Origin of the sequence: Alteraurantiacibacter palmitatis, assembly GCF_037154115.1 — a bacterium.
In the GTDB taxonomy this organism is placed as follows: domain Bacteria; phylum Pseudomonadota; class Alphaproteobacteria; order Sphingomonadales; family Sphingomonadaceae; genus Alteraurantiacibacter; species Alteraurantiacibacter palmitatis.
The window spans coordinates 34,356-49,299 of record NZ_JBANRO010000004.1; the positions used below are offsets into that span (position 1 = coordinate 34,356).

At 65.8% G+C, this 14,944-nt stretch carries 17 protein-coding genes; 6 read left to right on the forward strand and 11 right to left on the reverse strand.

All coding sequences use genetic code 11. The features are described 5' to 3' along the window. Window positions 1-6 precede the first annotated feature (6 nt). The 4 genes from rpmG (at window position 7) to ribA (ending at window position 3,078) form a co-directional block, all read left to right on the forward strand. Window positions 7-171 carry a 50S ribosomal protein L33 gene (rpmG, locus tag WFP44_RS05395; protein ID WP_160770263.1) on the forward strand — a complete coding sequence of 55 codons (165 nt, stop codon included), beginning with the start codon at window positions 7-9 and terminating at the stop codon, window positions 169-171. 78 nt (window positions 172-249) lie between these two features. Continuing rightward, window positions 250-921 (forward strand): LolA family protein, encoded by a 672-nt coding sequence (locus WFP44_RS05400; RefSeq protein ID WP_336925386.1) that lies wholly within the window; start codon window positions 250-252, stop codon window positions 919-921. Window positions 922-1,201: 280 nt separating this feature from the next. Then, on the forward strand, window positions 1,202-2,008 hold the full coding sequence (locus WFP44_RS05405) for an exodeoxyribonuclease III (protein WP_336925387.1): 807 nt from the start codon (window positions 1,202-1,204) through the stop codon (window positions 2,006-2,008). After that, entirely contained in the window at window positions 1,957-3,078 is a 1,122-nt protein-coding gene (gene ribA / locus WFP44_RS05410; RefSeq protein WP_336925388.1) for a GTP cyclohydrolase II, read from the forward strand. Before WFP44_RS05405 ends, ribA begins: the two co-directional genes overlap by 52 nt. A gap of 12 nt (window positions 3,079-3,090) precedes the next feature. Here the strand turns inward: ribA and WFP44_RS05415 are convergent, their stop codons facing one another. The 6 genes from WFP44_RS05415 to recQ form a co-directional block, all read right to left on the reverse strand. Then, on the reverse strand, window positions 3,091-4,035 hold the full coding sequence (locus WFP44_RS05415) for a right-handed parallel beta-helix repeat-containing protein (RefSeq protein WP_336925389.1): 945 nt from the start codon (window positions 4,033-4,035) through the stop codon (window positions 3,091-3,093). A 26-nt stretch (window positions 4,036-4,061) separates the two neighbouring features. Then, window positions 4,062-5,078 carry an LLM class flavin-dependent oxidoreductase gene (locus tag WFP44_RS05420; protein WP_336925390.1) on the reverse strand — a complete coding sequence of 339 codons (1,017 nt, stop codon included), beginning with the start codon at window positions 5,076-5,078 and terminating at the stop codon, window positions 4,062-4,064. Between the two features lie 37 nt (window positions 5,079-5,115). After that, window positions 5,116-5,439, reverse strand: coding sequence for a hypothetical protein (locus WFP44_RS05425; protein WP_336925391.1), 324 nt, complete (start codon window positions 5,437-5,439; stop codon window positions 5,116-5,118). A 3-nt stretch (window positions 5,440-5,442) separates the two neighbouring features. Continuing rightward, a complete protein-coding gene (locus WFP44_RS05430) occupies window positions 5,443-5,643 on the reverse strand; it encodes a type II toxin-antitoxin system antitoxin (RefSeq protein ID WP_336925392.1) in 201 nt (66 codons plus the stop codon). Window positions 5,644-5,651: 8 nt separating this feature from the next. Next, window positions 5,652-6,533, reverse strand: a complete 882-nt coding sequence (locus WFP44_RS05435; protein WP_336925393.1) for an SPFH domain-containing protein — start codon at window positions 6,531-6,533, stop codon at window positions 5,652-5,654. Window positions 6,534-6,649: 116 nt separating this feature from the next. Beyond that, the gene (gene recQ, locus WFP44_RS05440; RefSeq protein ID WP_336925394.1) at window positions 6,650-8,422 is read right to left on the reverse strand and encodes a DNA helicase RecQ; all 1,773 of its coding nucleotides are present in this window, start codon (window positions 8,420-8,422) and stop codon (window positions 6,650-6,652) included. Between the two features lie 194 nt (window positions 8,423-8,616). Between recQ and WFP44_RS05445 the strand changes: the two genes are divergently transcribed. Together WFP44_RS05445 and WFP44_RS05450 are read left to right on the forward strand one after the other, a co-directional pair. Beyond that, window positions 8,617-8,880, forward strand: a complete 264-nt coding sequence (locus WFP44_RS05445) for a hypothetical protein (protein WP_336925395.1) — start codon at window positions 8,617-8,619, stop codon at window positions 8,878-8,880. Beyond that, window positions 8,877-9,086 carry a hypothetical protein gene (locus WFP44_RS05450; protein WP_336925396.1) on the forward strand — a complete coding sequence of 70 codons (210 nt, stop codon included), beginning with the start codon at window positions 8,877-8,879 and terminating at the stop codon, window positions 9,084-9,086. The genes WFP44_RS05445 and WFP44_RS05450 overlap by 4 nt, the downstream gene beginning before the upstream one ends. A 99-nt stretch (window positions 9,087-9,185) precedes the next feature. Here WFP44_RS05450 and WFP44_RS05455 read toward each other — a convergent pair whose 3' ends face one another. From WFP44_RS05455 to WFP44_RS05475, 5 genes are all read right to left on the reverse strand, one after another. Then, the gene (locus WFP44_RS05455) at window positions 9,186-9,410 is read right to left on the reverse strand and encodes a hypothetical protein (protein WP_336925397.1); all 225 of its coding nucleotides are present in this window, start codon (window positions 9,408-9,410) and stop codon (window positions 9,186-9,188) included. A gap of 74 nt (window positions 9,411-9,484) precedes the next feature. Beyond that, complete coding sequence (locus tag WFP44_RS05460) at window positions 9,485-9,754, reverse strand: GlsB/YeaQ/YmgE family stress response membrane protein (protein WP_336925398.1); 270 nt, start codon at window positions 9,752-9,754, stop codon at window positions 9,485-9,487. Window positions 9,755-9,838: 84 nt separating this feature from the next. Further along, window positions 9,839-10,651: an undecaprenyl-diphosphate phosphatase gene (locus WFP44_RS05465; protein ID WP_336925399.1), complete on the reverse strand. Its 813-nt coding sequence runs from the start codon at window positions 10,649-10,651 to the stop codon at window positions 9,839-9,841. A 62-nt stretch (window positions 10,652-10,713) separates the two neighbouring features. Beyond that, window positions 10,714-12,873 carry a M13 family metallopeptidase gene (locus WFP44_RS05470; protein WP_336925400.1) on the reverse strand — a complete coding sequence of 720 codons (2,160 nt, stop codon included), beginning with the start codon at window positions 12,871-12,873 and terminating at the stop codon, window positions 10,714-10,716. Window positions 12,874-13,066: 193 nt separating this feature from the next. Further along, window positions 13,067-14,854, reverse strand: coding sequence for an ABC transporter transmembrane domain-containing protein (locus WFP44_RS05475; protein ID WP_336925401.1), 1,788 nt, complete (start codon window positions 14,852-14,854; stop codon window positions 13,067-13,069). Window positions 14,855-14,944 lie beyond the last annotated feature (90 nt).

The window sequence follows — 14,944 nt, forward strand, 5'->3', positions numbered from 1 at the left end:
TGCGACATGGCGAAGCCTGCAACCATCAAGATCCGCCTGAACTCGACCGAGTCGGGGCACTTCTATGTCACCAAGAAGAACCCCCGCAACACGACCGAGAAGATGAGCTTCCGCAAATACGACCCCGTCGTGAAGAAGCACGTCGAATACAAGGAAGGCAAGATCAAGTAAGCGGCCATTTGCCGCCTTTCCGGGCCGGAACGATCCGGTTCAGTGACAGTTCAAGGCCCAGCCGATAAGGATGGCCGGATGAACAGCTTGAAAAAAATCTCCGCTCGCACCTTGGGCGCCGCATCTGCCGGCGCCCTTGCGATTCTGGCACCCGCCGCGCTGATTGCGCCTGCCGCACCCGTGGCTGCACAAAGCGCCGCGCAAAACGCGCAGATCACCCGCGCCGTGGCCGCGCTTCGCGGCATCACCACGATGCAGGCCGATTTCACCCAGACCGATCGCGCCGGGCGCACCGTGTCGGGCACGCTGACGCTGAAAAATCCGGGCCGCATCCGCTTTGAATACAGCCGCGATGTGAATATGCTGGTCGTCTCCAATGGCAGCACGCTGACGCTGGTGGATTACGATGTGCAGCAGGTCGAACGCTATCCGGTGCGCAATTCGCCGCTTGGCGCGCTGCTCGATCCCAACCGCGATGTCGCCCGCTTTGGCCGCGTGGTGCCGAGCAACAGCCCCGGCGTGGTGAGCATTGCGGTGGCCGATCCCGGCCGCCCGGAAATGCCCGAATTCACGCTGATCTTTGTCGAGAAGGCGTCCGCCCCGGGCGGGCTGGAACTCGCCAGCTGGGTGGCGCGTGATGCGCAGAACAACCGCACCACAGTGCGCCTTCGCGGCCATCGCTACGGCTTGGCCGTGGCGGACAGCACCTTCACTTACCGCGATCCGCGCCGCACCACTCGTCGGCCCTGAGCGTCAGCTCATGGCCGGGATGTTGGAAGTTTGCGACAAAATGCTTTCGTCCATTCATTCAGCGGACAGGCAGCGCTTCCTATAGTGAGAATTGCAAGACGGCTGGCGTATTCGGGTTTCCCCCCTGTTGCCCGATCCGCCCCAAAGGCCCGATTGCAAGCGTGACGAACGCTAAGAACGAACCCCCGTCCCACGATGCCCCCGGGACGGGGGTTTTTCGTGCGCGGCGTGCAGGCAAACCCCTTGGCACCCGCTGCCTTGCCACCTAAGCATCGCGGCCATGATCTCTGTTGCCAGCTGGAACATCAACTCGGTCCGCCTGCGTATGCCGCTGGTGGCGCAATTCCTTGGCAGCCAAGCGCCCGACATTCTGTGCCTGCAGGAAATCAAGTGCCAGGAAGGCCAATTCCCGCACCAGGCCTTTGCCGAGCTTGGCTATAACCACATCGTGATCCACGGGCAGAAGGGCTATCACGGCGTCGCCACGGTCAGCCGCATCCCCATCCGCGAAGTGTCCCGCCACGATTGGCAAGCCAATGGCGAGGCGCGCCATGTGGGCGTGGAACTGATCGGGCCGCAGGCGGGCGCGCTGGCGGGCATGGTGCTGGAAAACGTCTATGTGCCCGCCGGGGGTGACGAGCCGGACCGCACGATCAACCCCAAATTCGGGCAGAAGCTGGATTTCCTTGAACGCATGACCCGCTGGGCCGATGCGCTGGACCGGCCCACGCTGATCGTGGGGGATTTCAACATCGCCCCGCTGGAAAGCGATGTGTGGAGCCACAAGCAATTGCTCAAGGTCGTCAGCCACACGCCGATCGAGGTGGAGACGCTGGCGCGCTTTCGCGATGCGCATGGCTGGGCGGACCTTGGCCGCCAGTTCATCCCTGATCCGGCGCGCTATTACAGCTGGTGGAGTTACCGCTCCGCCGATTGGCGCGCGAATGATCGCGGGCGGCGGCTCGACCATATGTGGGCCAGCCCCGATCTGGCGCGGCAGGCCACGGGCCACCGCGTGCTGGAGGAGGCGCGCGGATGGACGCAGCCATCCGACCACGTGCCGCTGATCACGGAGTTTGCAAGCTGAGCGCGGACTCGCCTCCCTCTCCCGCCCGCCGCGTGGCGCAGGCGGTGGACGCGCTGCGCCATGGCTGGCCGCTGCGGATCGGGGATGCGCCGCTGCTGCTGCCGGTGGAAACCGCCGCTGCGCCGGGTGCCACTTCCGCCCGCCTGCTGATTTCCGCCGCACGTGCCGCAACCCTCAAACTGGCGAATCAGCGCGAGGCTGCGGATGGCCATTCGCCCGTGCTGGTCGAGGCGGGCGAGCCGCAAAATCTGGCGCAGGCGCTGGCCGTGGCCGATCCCTCGCTCGACCTTGTTTCCCCGCTGAAAGGCCCGTTCGCGGCACGAGCCCTCGCTTTCGCAGTCGAGGCCGAGGCCGCGCTGGAACTAGCGCGGATTGCGGGTGTGCTGCCGGCCTTTCTGGTCGAACCGGCTGAGGCGGGGGAGGCGGTGATGCTGGAGGCGCAGGATCTGGCGCACTGGGCCGATCCCGCCCATCTCGCCATCGCCACCCGTGCCCGCCTGCCCGTGGCGGCAAGCGAGGAGGCCGAAATCGTCGCCTTCCGCAAACCGGACGATACGCGCGAGCATATGGCGCTGGTGATCGGCAATCCCGATTATGGCCGCGCGCCGCTGGTGCGGCTGCATTCCGAATGTCTGACGGGCGATATCTTCGCCAGCCTGAAATGCGATTGCGGGCCGCAATTGCAGGCCGCCCTTGCCCTGATGGCGGCAGAGGCGGCGGCGGGCGGCTGGGGCGTGTTGCTATACCTCAGGCAGGAAGGGCGCGGCATTGGCCTCGTCAATAAGCTGCGCGCCTATCGCTTGCAGGACGAAGGCTTCGATACGGTGGACGCCAATGCGCGGCTGGGCCTGCCGGTCGAGGCACGCGATTTCGCCACTGCCGCGCGGATGCTCGAATTGCTGGGGGTGGAGGCGGTGCGCCTGCTCACCAACAACCCGGCCAAGGTGGAGGCGCTGGCCGCAGCAGGCGTGCGCGTGGCAGAGCGCGTGGCGCACCAATTGCCCGCCAACCCGCACAACGCCCGGTATCTGGCCACAAAGCGCGACCGGAGCGGGCATTTGCTGGGGTAGCGCGCGGCGACCCTACCGTATCTCGTAGCGCGTCAGCCCGCGGCCCAGCGTGTTGCCGGTGATCTGCTGCACTTCGCCCGACCAGTCGGCCACGAACACGGTGTTGCGATCGACGCCGGGGGCCAGCCGCGCCGTGTTGCCCGCCACTACCAGACCGGCGCTCGAATAATCGCGGCTTTCGGGGGCGACGGCGATGAAGGCGGAGTAATTCTCCTTGTCGCGCCCCTGCACGAACCAGTTGTTGCTGATCTGGCCGCTGGCGCCGGCAGGCAAGTCGATCATGTAATTGGTAGCGCGGCCGCCCGCATCGTCAAAGCTGTTGCTGGCGATTTCCACGCGCGGGGCGCGGGCTTTCAGGTAATGGCCGCCGCGCCCCTGTTCGAACCGGCTGTTGGTGACACGCACCAGCCCCAGCGCGCCGGTATAGATCGAATGTGCACACCCCCCCGATCCCTCGCAGGTGCCAAGGCGGGTGAAGGTGGAGTGATCGACCACCAGCGTCGCGGTTTCGGCATTGGCGGTCAGGATGCCCTGCTGGCTGTCGCGGAACCAGCTTTGCGCCACGGTCAGGTCGCCCGCCTCCATGCGGATGCCGGCGCCGTTGTAATCGCGCACGCGCATATTCTGGAATACCAGGCCCGATACCTGCGCGCTGCGCCCGCGCAGCACCAGCGCCGCCTTGCCTTCGCAGGTGACGGCGTCGAACACCGCCTGCCCCGGCTGGGTGGCGAGATAGGCGATCTCGCCTGCGTTCTGCACCGCGCATTGGCGGTGATTGCCCGGCGCAATCGCGATGGTGCCGCGCCCGTCTCCGATCGAATCAACCGCGGCCTGCAGATTGGCAAAGCCCTGCCCCGTTTCGACCACGGTGAACGGGGCGGGCGAGCCTTGCGCCAACAAAGCGGCGGGAATAGCGGCGGCAGCGGCAAGCGCGGCAAGGGCGGTGAGGCGTTTCATGGGCTGCGCCTATAGCCCGGCGCGGGTTAACAGGCGGAAAAGGCGGGCATCACCTCTGCGCCGAAAAGTTCCGCCGACCGGGTGACTTCGGCCACGGTCATATCGCCAAAGGCCAGTTGCGCCACGCTGTAGGTATAGCCGCCCGCCGCAATGTCGCTTTGCAGAAAGGCGCGCACGGTAGCAGGCGACCCGGCGCAGCCGCTGCCCGCGGCCTCCAGCGCGGCCCAGTCGGCGGGGAAGCGGCTGACAATGGGATTGGGCACGTCCTGCGTCTGCCACAGATGCACAAAGCTGGCGCGCCAGCGGGCAAAGGCGCGGGTGGCAATCGCGCGGGCCTCTCCGTCGCTGTCCGCCACCACGATATGCCGCCCCGCCCCGATCAGCGGCATCGCCTCCGCATCGCCGCCGCTTGCCGCATAGGCCGCGCGGTAACTTGCCACCAGCTTGCGCAGCGGTTCGCCTGCCAGCAGCGTGACGATGTTCAGCCGCTCCTTCGCGCAGCGCTCCGCCGATCCAGGCGAGTTGGTGCCGTACCACAGCGGCGGGCGCGGGGTCTGGGTGGGCCGCTGCGGCACGGGAACGCCGTTGAAGGTGAAAAAGCGGCCCGTATGGTCCAGTGTGTCGCTTTCAAGCGCTTTGAGCACCACGGCGAGCGTTTCGGCTGCGCGCTCCTCCTGCTCCGCCATGTCCACGCCGTAAAAGCCCATTTCGATGGGGGATATGCCCCGCCCGTATCCGAATTCCAGCCGCCCGCCCGATAGCGCATCGAGCATGGCGATCTCCTCGGCCAGCCGCAGCGGGTGGTAGAGCGGCAAAAGGAACACGAGCGGGCCAAGCCGGATGGTTTGCGTGCGCTGGCTCAGCGCGGCCAGATAAACCGCAGGCGATGGCGCATGGCCGAGCGGCGTGCCGTGATGTTCGGCCACGTGATAGGCGTGAAAGCCCGCTTCCTCGAATGCGGCGACCATGTGCAGCCGCGCTTCCAGATGGTCGGCCAGCGGCAGGCCGGAATCATCCACATGGTCGAAAATGCCGAACTTCATTGCGCCGCCTCTCCCCATGAACAGGAGACCGCGCCCCTTAGCGTCGGCCCTTGTCCCGCTCCCGCTCGCGCTTGAGCGCCAGCACTTCGTCAAGGTTGATAACCTCGCTGCGCGCCAGCATCCAGCGGATCATCGCAATCGCCCAGATGGCGGTGACAAGGATGAAGCCTGCGGTGATCTGGCCCACAAAGGTCTCGTCATCCGGGCGGCCTGCCACGATCCAGACATAGATGCCCGACAGCAGCGCATAAAACAGCATCCACATCGCTGTCAGCCGCCAGCCTTCGCCGCCGCGCGGCATGATCTTCATCGCCCAGCGCCCCTGCCGGTAACAGACGAAGGGCTTGTCCTTGTCCGTCATCCCCTATTCTCCCTTTTTCGGCCGCCCGCGCCGGGGCGGCTCGCTTTGTTCCACACGGATGCCGCGCCGCCCCAGCGCCTCGCGCAGCAGCACTTCGATCTCGGCATTGACCGAGCGGAAATCCGCCGCCGCGACCCGCTCCAGCGCCGCATACAGCGCCGGATCGAGCCGCAGGGGAAAAGGCTTCTTGGGGCTTGCAGGCATCGTTCGGCTTACTGGTACAGCGTGCCTGTATTCACCACCGGCTGCGTGTCGCGGTCGCCCACCAGCACCACCATCAGATTGGACACCATCGCCGCGCGCCGTTCGTCATCCAGATTGACGATCCCGTCAGCCGAAAGCTTGTCGAGCGCCATCTGCACCATGCTCACCGCGCCCAGCACCAGCTTGGCGCGCGCGGCGATCACCGCTTCGGCCTGCTGGCGGCGCAGCATGGCTCCGGCGATTTCGGGGGCATAGGCAAGGTGCGTCAGGCCCGCTTCGTCCACCACGATGCCCGCCACCTTCAGCCGGTCGTTGAGTTCGGCCTGCAATTCGGCGTTGATGACATCGGCGCTGCCGCGCAGCGTCGTCTCGTCCTCCTCGCTCATATCGTCATAGGGGTGGCGCGCGCCCACCGTGCGCAAGGCCGCCTCGATCTGGATGTTCACGAATTCGCGGTAATCATCCACATCGAACACCGCCTGCGCGGTATCGGCCACGCGCCAGACGACATTGCAGGCGATCTCCACCGGATTGCCGCGCAGGTCGTTGATCTTCACGCGTTCGGAATGGACGTTGTTGGCGCGCACCGATACCTTGGTGCGGCCCATCCACGGCCAGATCCAGCGCAGGCCCGTAGTGCGATCGGTTCCGCGATAGGCGCCGAACAGCGTGATGACGCGGCCCTGATTGGGCTGGATCATGAAGAAGCCGGGCAGGATCAGCAGCGCGGCGATGCCGCCCAGGATCAAGGCAAAACCGTGCACCGGGCCGGATGTTGCCGCGTCAAAACTCACGATGCTCCAGAACACAGCCGCCACCGCAACCACCAGCAGGCCAAGCGCGGCATAGCCGTTGAACGTGGACGCGCTGCTCTCCTTGCTGGTGTTCATCCCCACTGAAAAATCCCGCATCTCCAATGCCCTCCAAACCGACCGCCCGAACCAAGGGGCGATATTAATGTGATATCATATTTATCGAACGGAAGAGGCGTGGCAAGCGGAATCGGTCAATAGGCGCGGATCACGGAAAGGAACTGGCGGCCATAGGCCTCCAGCTTGCGCGCGCCGATGCCCGGAAGCGCGCCGAGTTCCGCCAGCGTGGCCGGCCGGGCCAGCGCGATTTCGCGCAAGGTGGCATCGTGGAAGATCACGAAGGGCGGCACGCCCGCTTCCCGCGCCAGTTCGCGGCGCAGCGCGCGCAAGGCTTCGAACAGCGGATTGCCCACGGGGTTTGCCGCGCCCGCACCGGCAGCGCGCCTGCCTTTGCGCGCGGCGCGTTCGGCGCTTCGGGCAAGCGCCACCGGCCTCTCGCCTTTCAGGATTTTCCGCGCATCACCGCCCAGCGCGAGGCCCCCGTGCTCGGTCGCCACCAGCGCGCCACGCGCCTGAAGGCTGCGCACCAGCGGTTGCAGCAGCCGCGCCTCGTCTGCGCCGACAATGCCGAAGACTGACAAACGGTCATGCCCGCGCGCGCTCACCCGCTCGTCGCTCACACCCGTCAACACCTTCTGCACATGGCCAAAGCCGAAGCTCTGCCCCGTGCGATACACGGCAGAGAGCAGCTTGCGCGCCAGTTCGGTGACGTCCACCATCGCGGGCGGATCAAGGCAATTGTCGCAATTGCCGCAGGATGGCGGCGGCTCCTCGCCAAAATGGCGCAGCAGCAGCGCACGGCGGCAGGCCGGCGTTTCGACCAGCGCAGCCAGCGCGGCCAAGCGCTTGTGCTCCCCCTTCTGCCGCGCTTCCTCCACCTCGGACACACGCTGGCGCGCGGCGACAAAATCGCCCGCACCCCAGAACATCACCGCCAGCGCCGGATCGCCATCCCGCCCGGCCCGGCCGGTTTCCTGGTAATAGGCCTCGATCGATTTGGGGATGCCGGCATGGGCGACAAAGCGCACATCGGGCTTGTCGATGCCCATGCCAAAGGCAATGGTGGCGACCATCACCATGTCTTCGCTTGCCACAAAGGCCGCCTGGTTTTCGGCGCGCACCTCCACCGGCAGCCCTGCGTGATAGGGGCGCACTTCGCGGCCCGTCTGCCGTTCCAGCTGCGCGGCCAGTTCCTCCACCTTGCGGCGCGTGGGGGCATAGATGATGCCCGGCCCCGGTTCCTCCTCCATTAGCTGCGCCAATTGCGCGGGCACCGATTGCCGGTGGCGGATGGCATAGCGGATATTGGGCCGGTCGAAGCCTGCCACCACCATGCCTTCTTGCGGAATGCCCAGCTGTTCCAGAATATCGGCGCGGGTGTGCGCATCGGCGGTGGCGGTCAGGGCAAGGCGTGCCGCACCGGGAAATCCGTCCATCAGCGGGCGCAGCAGGCGGTAATCGGGGCGGAAATCGTGCCCCCATTCGGATACGCAATGCGCCTCGTCCACCGCAAACAGGGCCACCCGCCCGCGATTGAGCAGGTCGCGAAAACCCGGCTGGCTGGCGCGTTCGGGCGCGACATAGAGCAGGTCGAGCGCGCCATTGCAGAAAGCGTCAACCGTCTCGCGCCAGTCGGCATCGGCGCTGGTCAGCGCGGCGGCGGCAATGCCGTTGGCGCGCGCGCTGCGCAGCTGATCGTGCATCAGCGCGATCAGCGGCGAGATGACCACGCAGGTGCCGGGGAGAAGTGCGGCAGGCAGTTGATAGGTGAGCGACTTGCCCGCGCCCGTGGGCATGACCGCCAGCGTGGATTGCCCGGCCAGCACGCGCGCGACCACCTGTTCCTGCACCCCGCGAAAGCTGTCAAAGCCGAATATGCGGCGCAAGGCGGCGCGCGCATCCTCCATGCGGCACGCAGTCGCGGATTCAGGGAAAGGCGGATGATCCATCGCCCCCGCTTGGCACAGGGGTGGCGCAGCGCAAACCGTTCAAGAGGCCGTTATCGGCGATTTTCTTGTGCGCGTGGCTGGGCTATTGGCTTGCCATACGCGCATTACAGGAGATTGCGATTATGAAGTCCCTTCACGCCCTTGCCCCCCGTATGGCCCCCCGTATGGCTTTGGCGGCCCCGCTGGCGCTGGTGCTGGCCGCTTGCGGTTCGGCCACCGACGCATCGGAAGACGCGCTGGCCGACAATGTCGAACTGCCCGCCGACGAAAGCATGGCCGGCACGCCTGCTCCGGTTGCAGACGAGGGCGCGCTGGCCGAAGACGCCGCTGCGGCGGAAGGCGAAGCGGTTGACGCGGCGGCAGAGGCCGAAGCCATGGTCGCAGCCGACGCGCCGGCTGCTCCGGCGGCCGAGTGATCCGCATCCTTGCTTCGCTTGCTGCCTGCCTGTTTCCGGGCCTGCTTCTGGCGGCCTGCGGCGGGTCGGATACCGATCCCGGCCCGGGCGGGGTAACGGTGGGCGAAGCGCGCGCGCTGGACGAGGCTGCGGAAATGCTCGACCAGCAGCGTCTGCCCGCCGCGGCGCTGGAAGAGCCGGAAACGCCGCAAACCCCTGCGCCATGACCGGCCATCGCTGCATACAATAGGAAAGGGCCGGCCCCGCGCCATGCGGAACCGGCCCTGATCCTGTGCTGCACCCCAAAAGGTGCAGGCCGCAGCAGCTTACTGAGCCGGAGCTTCTTCAGCCGGAGCAGCGGCGTCAGCCGGAGCAGCTTCCATGGCAGCGGCATCAGCCGGAGCTGCTTCTTCCATCGGAGCAGCTTCAACCGGAGCAGCTTCTTCCATCGCGGGCTCTTCCACGGGAGCTTCTTCAGCAGCTTCTTCAGCGCAGGCAGCCAGGCCCATGGTCAGCACGGCAGCAGCAGCGACAGCAACGATCTTCTTCATGTGTTTTCCCCTTCAAGAAACCAGGGCGGTTTGCACCACCCATCGAAGGGGCAAGCACCCCTTCACTGGGCTGCTTAGCGCATTTCGCCGCGCTGCAACAGATTAACTGCAACAAGAAGAATAATTGCCCCGCCAAAGGACACCAGCAGCGCTTCCACGCTGTAGGCCCCGCGCAGGAGGTTTCCCAGACCGATCAGCGGGTTGATGACGATTCCGGCCAGAATGGCCCCGCCCACCCCGCTGGCAAGGTTCACCAGAAGGTTGCGTGTCTGGCCTGTCTGCAGAATGATCGTCGCCAACCATCCCAGCACCAGGCCGAGCAGGATGAGGAAAATCAGCCCCATGATATATTGATCCGCTGCATCATGCGGACAAAACGCGGTGGGATGGCGCTTGTTCCGTTCACCCGCAGAAGCGGATCGCCGGTTTTACCGCATTGTCAGCCAGATCAGCGCCACCGTGCCGATCACGATGCGATACCAGGCAAAGGGCGTGAAGCCGTGCCGGCTGACATAGGCCACGAACAGCCGGATCACGATCAGCGCCACGATGAAGCTGACAACGAAGCCGATTGCGATTTCGCTCCAGCCAATGCGGGTTATGCCGTCCATCAGATCGCCGCCCTTCTGGAACAGTTCCAGCGAGGTCGCGCCGATCATGGTGGGAACGGCGAGGAAGAAGGAAAACTCCGCCGCGGTCTTGCGGTTCACCCCCATGGCGAGCGCCCCCATGATGGTGGCGCCCGACCGGCTGACGCCGGGAATCATCGCCAAGCACTGGGCAATGCCGATCCCGACCACCTGCGTCATCGGCAGATCGGATACGGACACTTCCTCGCCCGGTTTTGCCACCTTCTCGATCCCGATAATGGCAATCCCGCCCAGGATCAGCGCCCAGCCGACCAGTTCCGGGCTGCCCAGCATGATGTCGATATAATCCTTGAACGCCAGGCCCAGCACCGCGCTTGGCACAAAGGCGATCAGGATGTTGCGGGCAAAGCGCAGGCCCGGCGCTTCCAGCCGCAGTACACCCATCCCCGCGTTCCAGAACGTGCCCCAATACTGATACACCACCGCCAGGATCGCGCCGAGCTGGATCACCACGTTGAACATGGCCCATTCGGCCGCGTCATAGCCGAACATCTCCGACGCCAGAATCAGATGGCCGGTGGAGGAAACGGGGATGAATTCGGTCAGTCCCTCGACAATGCCGAGAAGGATTGCGGTGAGGGTCGTATCCATGCGTGCTGCGATGCGGCATGGCGGGGGCTTTCGTCAAGCCGCCCGCCCGACTTGCCGATTGATTACCAGATCTTCACGCGCTCTTCAGGCGCCAGATACATCGGATCATCCGGCGTTACGCCAAAGGCATCGTACCACGCATCGACATGGCGCACCGCGTTGTTAAGGCGGAAATCGCCCGGCGGGTGCGGGCTGCCGCCGATCATCTGCGCGCGCAGCGCCTGTTCGCGGTATTTGCCGCGCCACACCTGCGCAAAGCCCAGGAAGAACCGCTGATCGCCGGTCAGCCCGTCGATCACCGGCGCTTCCGCCCCGTCCAGCGACAGGCGATAAGCCCGATAGGCCATTTGCAGGCCCACCACATCGCCCAGCGTTTCGCCAAGGCCGCGGCTGGTCAGGCACACCTGCCCATCGTCAATGCAATATTGCTGCAGCAGGCCGACCAGACTTTGCGTGCGTTCCCGGAAACCGGCCAGATCTTCCGGCTGCCACCAGTTGCGCAGCGTGCCCGTGCCATCATAGCGCGAGCCCGAATCGTCAAAGCCGTGCCCGATCTCGTGCCCGATCACCGCACCGATCGCGCCGTAATTCACCGCCGGGTCGTTGTCCGGCCCGAAGAAGGGCTGTTGCAGGATCGCGGCAGGGAACACGATCTGGTTGAACGGCGGCATATAATAGGCGTTCACCGTCTGCGGCAGCATCAGCCATTCCATGCGGTCCACCGGCTTGTCCAGCCGGCTGAGCGAATCGGCGCGGCGCCAGGCGGCGGCACTCATGCGGTTGGCCAGCGGCGCGCCGGGCGTGATGTTCAGCCCGTCATAGGTCTTGAACTGTTCGGGATAGCCAATCATCGAGGTGAAGGAGGCCAGCTTGGCCTTCGCCTCTTCCACCGTCGCGGGCGTCATCCAGTCGTTTTCGGCCAGATCCAGCTCCATCGCGCGGAACAGATTGGCGACGAGTTCGTCCATCATCGCCTTGCTTTGCGGCGGAAAATACCGCTCGACATACAGCGCGCCCAGCTGCTCGCCCAGCATCCCCTCGATCTCGCTGATCCCCCGCTTCCAGCGCGGGCGCTGTTCGGTCTGACCGTTGAGGAACCGGCCGAAGAAATCGAAATGCGCGGTGTCGATGACCGAAGGCAGGACGGGGGCATAGGAGGCGAGGAACCGCACCGCCATCCACGCCTTGAGCGTTTCCAGCGGTTCGTCCGCAACCATCTGCATCATCGCCGGAAGTCCGCCGCCCATCAGGGCAAGCTGCGCCTCGGTCAGTTCCAGCGCGGCCACTTCCTCGTCCGTGGGCAGAAGCTGCGAGGCGAGGAAACGCTGCACATGGCCCAGTTCGCTGCTGTCGAGCAGCGCGTCCACCGGGAAGGCCGGGGCAAGCGCAGCCAGTTCGGCGCGGCTGAGTTCATTATAGGTCAGTTCCGGGATGCGCAGCATCTGCTGGTCCCATTCGATCACCGCCACGCGGCGTTCGAAATCATAGACCGCATCCGCGGCCGCCTGCGGATCGGCATAGCCCGCCTGCCCCAGCATGAAGGTGAGATATTCACGGTAGGCCGCGCGCGTCGCCAGGTTCTGTTCGGTATCGTCGAGGTAATATTTGCGATCGGGCAGGCCCATCCCGCCAAACCCCACTTCGACCGCGTGCGCATTGGGGTCCATATCGTCAATCGTCACGCTGGCCGAAACCATTGCGGGCATTCCGGGGCGGGCGAACAGGCGCACCAGTCCGTCCAGATCGGATGCGGCGTAGATTTCGGTCAGGAAGGGGTAGGCCGGCGCCATGCCCGCCGCGTCAATCGCCTCCTGATCCAGAAAGGCCTGATAGGCATCGACCAGCCGGCGGGCCTGCGTGCCCGGCGCGGGGTTGGAGGCGACCAGTTCGGCCACCAGCGCTTCCACATCGGCCACCGCCGCCTCGCGCAGGAAATCGAACGCGCCAAAGCGGGAAAGATCGGCCGGAATCTCGGTATTTGCCGTCCAGCGCCCGTTGACATAGGCGTTGAAATCCGCGCCCGGCCGAACCGAGGGATCAATCTGCGTCAGGTCCACGCCCCATGTGCCAAAGGTCATGGTGGGCGCGGCAGAGACGGTTTGCGAGGCGGCAGTCGGCGTGTCAGCCGCTGTGTGAACCGCCGCGTCCTCATGCGCCAGAGCCGGCAGGGAAACAGCCAGGGCGAGCGTGGAAAGGCCGGTGGCAAGAAGGCGACGGATCATGTGTAACCCCTGAAAGCGCTGCGCGGATGGCGCACAGGCTGTGGCAAATGCAAAACGAAGCTGTAGCCGAGGCGCGCGGCGGACAAATGCCGCTTGTCGGTTTCAGTTGTTACTTCGTCGATTATCAGCGGGCGGTCATGCGGGCAAGCAGGGCCGAAGGCGGTGCAAGGCGGGGCGGAGCGGTCGCAGCGTCTCAAGCCGCCTGATCGGTGAATTGCAGCGAGGCCAGCCGGGCGTAAAGGCCACCCTTGGCCATCAGCGCGGCGTGATCGCCTTCCTCCACGATGCGCCCGCCATCCATCACGACGATTCGGTCGGCCGCGCGCACCGTGGCAAGGCGATGCGCGATCACCAGCGTAGTGCGGTTTGCCATCAGCCGTTCCAGCGCCTGCTGCACCAATTGCTCGCTTTCGGCATCGAGCGCGCTGGTCGCTTCGTCGAGCAGGAGAATCGGCGCATCGCGCAGCAGCGCGCGCGCAATCGCCATGCGTTGACGCTGCCCGCCCGACAGCCGCGCCCCGCCTTCACCCAGAAATGTGTCGAGCCCTTCGGGCAGGTCGCGCAGAAACCTTTCCGCATTGGCCGCGCGCGCCGCGTCCCAGATCGCCTCCTCGCTCGCATCCCATGCGCCGTAGCGCAGATTGTCGCGCGCATTGGCCGCAAACAGCACGCCTTCCTGCGGCACCAGCGCCATGCGGCGGCGAATTTCCGCCGGGTCCGCCTGGGTCAGCGGCACGCCGTCGATCTTCACCGTGCCCGCCTGCGGATCGTAGAAGCGTTCGGCCAGTTGGAAAATCGTGCTCTTGCCCGCGCCCGACGGGCCGACAATTGCCACCGTCTCACCCGGCTCCACGGTCAGCGTGAAGCCTTCGATGGCCTTTTCGCCGGGCCGAGTCGGATAGCTGAAGGTCACATTGTCGAACGCGATTGCCCCGCGCGGCGGCACGGGCAGCGCCACGGGCCGGGCGGGCGGCGCGATGGCGGGTGTCTCGCTCAGCAATTCGTTGAGGCGGCTGGCCGCGCCTGCGCCGCGCAGCAGGTCGCCATACACCTCGGTCAGCGCGCCGAATGCGCCCGCCACCAGCAGGCCGGTAAAGACAAAGGCGGCAATCGTCCCCCCGCTCAGCGTGCCGTTGGCCACCATCATCGCGCCGCGCCACATGATGAAGGTGAGCGCGCCGAAAATCAGCGCAATCGCCGTGGCCGTCATCACCGAACGGATCAGGATGCGCGTGCGCGCGGCGGCGAAGGTATCCTCCACATTGCCGGCAAAGCGGGCCAGTTCGCGGTCTTCCTGGTTGAAGCCCTGCACGATCTTCATCGCGCCCAGAACCTCGGTAATTCGCGCGCCCACCGTGGCGATGCGATCCTGGCTTTCGCGGCTGGCCTTGCGCACCCTGCGGCCGAATACGGCAATCGGCCCGATCACCAGCGGAATCGCCACCACCATCAGCAAGGTCAGGCTGGGGGCAAGGTAGATCATGTAACCCAGCCCGCCCACCGCCAGAATGGCGTTGCGCAGCGCGACCGAAATCGTGGTGCCCACCACGTGCTCGATCTGCGCGGTATCCGCTGTCATCCGGGTAGAAATCTCGGACGGGGAGTTCTCCTCGAAAAAGCCGGGCGAGAGGCGCAGCAGGTTCTCCTGCACCGCCAGGCGGATGTCCGCCACCACCCGTTCGCCCAGCAGCGAGACGAAGTAGAACCGGCAGGCCGTGCCCAGCGCCAGCACCATCGCCACCATGAACAGGCGGCGGAACCACAGATTGATCTCTGCCGGATCGGCCCCGGCGGCAAAGCCGGAATCGATCACGCCGCGGAAATAGGCGGGAATCGCCAGCGTGGCGCTGGCCGTTATGACAAGCGCCAGCCCCGCCAGCGCGATCAGCCCGCGATAGCGCGCCGCCGCACGAAAGATCATCGCCAGCGGGCCGAGGCTGTCGGCGGGTTTCACGGTGTCGGGCGATGCACGGCTGGCCATATCGGCCTCGCGCCTAGCCGATAAGTGCGCGCGAATGAAGGGGCGCGTCGGCATGGCACGGACAATTCTTTGCCTGTCACGGGCAAATGG